Annotated in this window: 2 protein-coding genes; one reads left to right on the forward strand and one right to left on the reverse strand. The window is 64.9% G+C overall.

The features are described 5' to 3' along the window. Positions 1-39 precede the first annotated feature (39 nt). Positions 40-2,055, reverse strand: a complete 2,016-nt coding sequence (gene uvrC, locus HMPREF0178_RS08925; RefSeq protein ID WP_009380279.1) for an excinuclease ABC subunit UvrC — start codon at positions 2,053-2,055, stop codon at positions 40-42. Between the two features lie 167 nt (positions 2,056-2,222). Here uvrC and HMPREF0178_RS08930 point away from each other — a divergent pair, with 167 nt between their 5' ends. After that, positions 2,223-3,890: a hypothetical protein gene (locus HMPREF0178_RS08930; RefSeq protein WP_009380280.1), complete on the forward strand. Its 1,668-nt coding sequence runs from the start codon at positions 2,223-2,225 to the stop codon at positions 3,888-3,890. Positions 3,891-3,941: the final 51 nt, after the last annotated feature.

The following is a 3,941-nucleotide window of genomic DNA, read 5'->3' on the forward strand; positions in this document are numbered from 1 at the left end:
GGGCCTTTCTCCAGAAAGGCCCCTCCTCCCCTCCCCAATTCATTCCTTCAGCCTCTTCAAACTGTCCGCCAGCGCTTCGGCCTTGCGGGGGCCGATGCCGGGGATCGCGGCAAGCTGGGCGGGCGTGGCGGCAATGATGGCATCAAGGGCCTTGAAATGCTCCCAGAGCAGCCGGGCCGTGGCCTTGCCTACGCCGGGGATGCGGAGCAGTTCGGCGGAGAGCGCCGCGCCCGCCCGCGCCCGGCGGTGCCGCCCGATGACGAAATGGTGCGCCGTATCGCGGACATGCTGGAGAAACAATAGCTCGGCGGAACCGTCGCGCAGCGGCAGGGGGTTGCTCCTGCCGGGCAGGAAAATCCGGTCGCCCACATTCCCGGCCCGGCGGTCGGCGCGCCCCATGTCGTCGCGGGCCTTGGCGATGCCCGCCAGCAGGAACAGCCCTTCGGCGCTGGACTCCCTGACGATGCGCTGCACGGCGGAAACCTGCCCGCGCCCGCCGTCGATGAGCACTAGATCCGCCCACGGCGGCCCGGATTCGAGGCGGCGGCGCATCCACTCGGCAAGGGCGGCGTAGTCGTCGCCGTTGCAGGCCGCTTCGCCTTCAAGGGCATAGGTACGGTAATCGGATTTTTGGGGCTGCCCATCTTCAAAGACGACCATGCCCACGCGGGTGGACGTGCCGCCCGTGTGGGAAACGTCCACACATTCGATGCGCCGGATGGGGCGGGATGCCATCGGGACGGCCCCGGGCAGGGCGGATTGCACCTTGTCCAGCGCGAAGGCGGCGGCAAGGCGGTCGGACATGGGGACTTCCGATTTGGTGACGGCGGCTTCGCGGGCGTTGGAGACGGCCATGTCCACGAGCCGGGCTTCGGCGGCATTGCGGGGTTTGGCGATGCGGACGATGCCCCCGCGCGCGTCGGCAAGGGCCGCTTCCAGTGCTTCGAGGGACTCCACCTCGTCTGGGGCGTGCCCGTTGGAATCCGTTCCGGCGGCGTGAGGCGGTTCCGCTTCGCCTTCGAGTGTTGCAATGTGATCTTTTGCCGGAGAGGCGGAGTCCGGAGCGTCCTGCTCGCCGGACATTCCGGGCAGAACCGTGTCTTCGGGCAGCCACGGCACGACAATGCGCGGCGGGATGGATGTCTGCGGGCCGTAGAACTGCCCGAGGAAGCTCCAGAGCAATTCCGGGCCTTCCGCCAGTTCCAGATCCGGCCAGAAGAAGGTGCGCCCGTCCACAAGCCGCCCTTCGCGCACGAAGAGGAGCCCGAGGGCAAGTCCGCCTTTGGCCGGGACCACGCCCGCCACATCCATGTTGCCGCCTTCCGGCAGGACCACGCTCTGGCGTTCCACCGTGCGCTCGATGGCCTTGATCTGATCCCGGAACACGGCGGCCTGTTCGTAATTCATGGCCTCGGACGCGTCCTCCATGGCGTGGCGCAGCATATCGAGCAATTCACGGGAGCGCCCGGAGAGGAGCAGTTCCACGCGGTGTATGAGGGAGGCGTATTCTTCAACGGGGACGTTTTCCGTGCACGGCGCGAGACATTGCCCTATATGGTGGTAGAGGCAGGGCCGGACGCGGTTTTTAAAGGCCCGGTCCACGCAGCGCCGCAAGGGGAAGACCCGGTGGATACTCTTCCATGTCTCGCGGGCCGCCTGCCCCGAGGTGAAGGGGCCGAAATAGCGGGCGTTGTCGCGCCGGGCCTGACGCACGACCTCAAGGCGCGGATAGGGGGCGTCCTTGGCGATGCGGAACAGGACATACTGCTTGTCGTCGCGCAGGACGATATTGTAGTGCGGGCGGTGTTTCTTGATGAGGCTGGCTTCGAGGAGCAGCGCTTCCTTTTCCGTGGTGGTGGAAAGCGTCTCCAGCGAGGCGGCGTGCCCGATCATGGCGACCGTTTTCGGGGTCAGGGCCGAAGCGTCCCGGAAATAGGAAAGGATGCGCTTGCGGAGGTTTCGGGCCTTGCCCACATAGATGATCCGTCCCTGCGCGTCCTTATAGATATAGATGCCGGGCGTGGTCGGAAGAGTTGAGGATGCTGGGCGCTCCATGCGATCTCCAAAAAAAGTCTGAAAAAGAGGCAGGATGAAAGGCCGCATCCAGTCTACAGGGTGGTGGGCGGCCTGTAAACCGTCCTCCGGTTGGCGCTTGCCAGATCGCGCCGGATGCGTGTACTCTACTCGTATCCATTTATATTTTTTGCCGACGAGAGGCCAGTATGGCGCGGAAAGATCCCTACGACCCGGAAGAAGGCATCATAGACCTTTTTGATATCGTCGATGACCCCGAGGCGTCTCCTGAACCGGAGCCCCGCGGGGCTCTTCATGATGATGGCGGGCAAGCCCTGCCGGGGCAGCCCGAAGCGGCCGAGCCGGAAACCCCGCCCGGGGAAGAGTCCGAACGGGTGGTGTCGCGGTATCCTTTTGAGAACAGCGATGATTTTCTTGAAGAGATCGAAAAGACGCCCCTCATGACGCTGCTGCCTCCGAAGGACGAGGCTTCCGCGTTGCCGGAGGAGCCTGTTTCGGATGGCGCGGAAGGAGAGGCTCCCGCCGAGATCCTTGGCGAACCCGTCCGCGAAGAGCCGGACGAGGCGCTGATCCGCGCCTTTGAAGCGGAAATGACGAAGGCCGGGGCGGTTGTGCACGAGTATGGTGTGGAAACGGCTCCCGGCATGGCCGATGCCTCCGGGGTTCCGGACGAGACGGAAGCTCCGGCCCCATCCACCGACGCCGTGGATCAGGAGTTTGCCGAGATGCACCCCGAAGCTCAGGAATCCTCCGTCCCGGAACCCGCTGAAAGAACGTATGCCGAGGATCTGGAATTGCTGTTCGGCGACGCTCCGGTTGCGGATGCCCCACAGGTTGAGCCCTCGCCGGTTGCGCCGGAGCCCGCTATGGAGGCTCCCATGCTGGTTTCTCCAGAAGGGGAGGAGGGCTCGAAAGCTGACCCCGGCCCTTCTCAACAGGCTGAGGCCGCGCCGGAAGGGGCTGCTGAGGAACCTTCAGAATCGCTGCCCTCTTCCGTATCGGCGGATGATGTTGCCGAGCCCTTGCCGGAACCTTCCGAGGACGGCACGGATCGGGCGCTTGCGTTCGTGCCCGTGGCTGTGCCGGACATTCCCGTCAGCGCCGCCGAGCCGCAAGCGGAGCCTTCCTGCGGCCATGAAATGGAAGAACGTATTATCCGGCTGGAGGAAGCCTTGAGCCGTCTCAATGAACGGGTGGTCGCCTTGGAACAGCGCGCGGATGACGCCGCTGAGCAGGATCTCAACGTCTCCGCGATCTCCGGCGACATCCAGTCTCTGCTTACGGAAGGCAATGCTTTGTGCGGTCAGTTGAAATCGCTTGCGGCGGAGCTTGGTTCCACGCTTTCGGGTGTTCCCGCTGAGGCCCTCGAAGCCGCACCGCTTCCCGGCACATCCGCCGAGGTGGCCGAAGAGCCCGCGTTCCCTCCCGTCCCCTCCCGTTCCGCAGAGATCCCTTGGGAATCCTCCTCTCCTGAAGCCGACCCCGATGACGGCCCGGATGTGCTTGGCCTTGCGCTGGAATCGCTGGAGCGGCGGCTCGCGCTGTTGGAGAGCCGGCCCGTGCAGGCTCCCGACGCCGCCGGCATCGTGCAGGATGTCCTTGCCCTCGTCCGTGTGGACATGGAAAAAGCCTCCGAGGAGCAGGACGCTTCGGCCCGCGCCCTGGAGCAATTGGAGCGGCGCGTGCAGGAGTTGGAGAACCGCCCGCTTCCGCAGCTTATCCTGCCGGATCTCCCCGACACCGAAGCCATCACCGCCGACGTCATGAGCCGCATTCAGAACGAGCTTGACCGCATCGCCGCCGAGGCCGCCGCCCGCGTCCTGCGGGAGGAGATCGCGGGGTTGATGGGGAAGTAGAAGTGGAAGATTGGGGAAGGGAGGGAAAACTTTTCTGAAGAAAAGCTTTTC

The sequence above is a fragment of the Bilophila sp. 4_1_30 genome (genome assembly GCF_000224655.1).
Taxonomy (GTDB): Bacteria; Desulfobacterota; Desulfovibrionia; order Desulfovibrionales; family Desulfovibrionaceae; genus Bilophila; species Bilophila wadsworthia.

Excerpts from the sequence above, each read along its gene's own strand:
- HMPREF0178_RS08930 (WP_009380280.1), top strand. The coding sequence starts at position 2,223 with ATGGCGCGGAAAGATCCCTACGACCCGGAAGAAGGCATCATAGACCTT.
- uvrC (WP_009380279.1), bottom strand. The coding sequence starts at position 2,055 with ATGGAGCGCCCAGCATCCTCAACTCTTCCGACCACGCCCGGCATCTAT.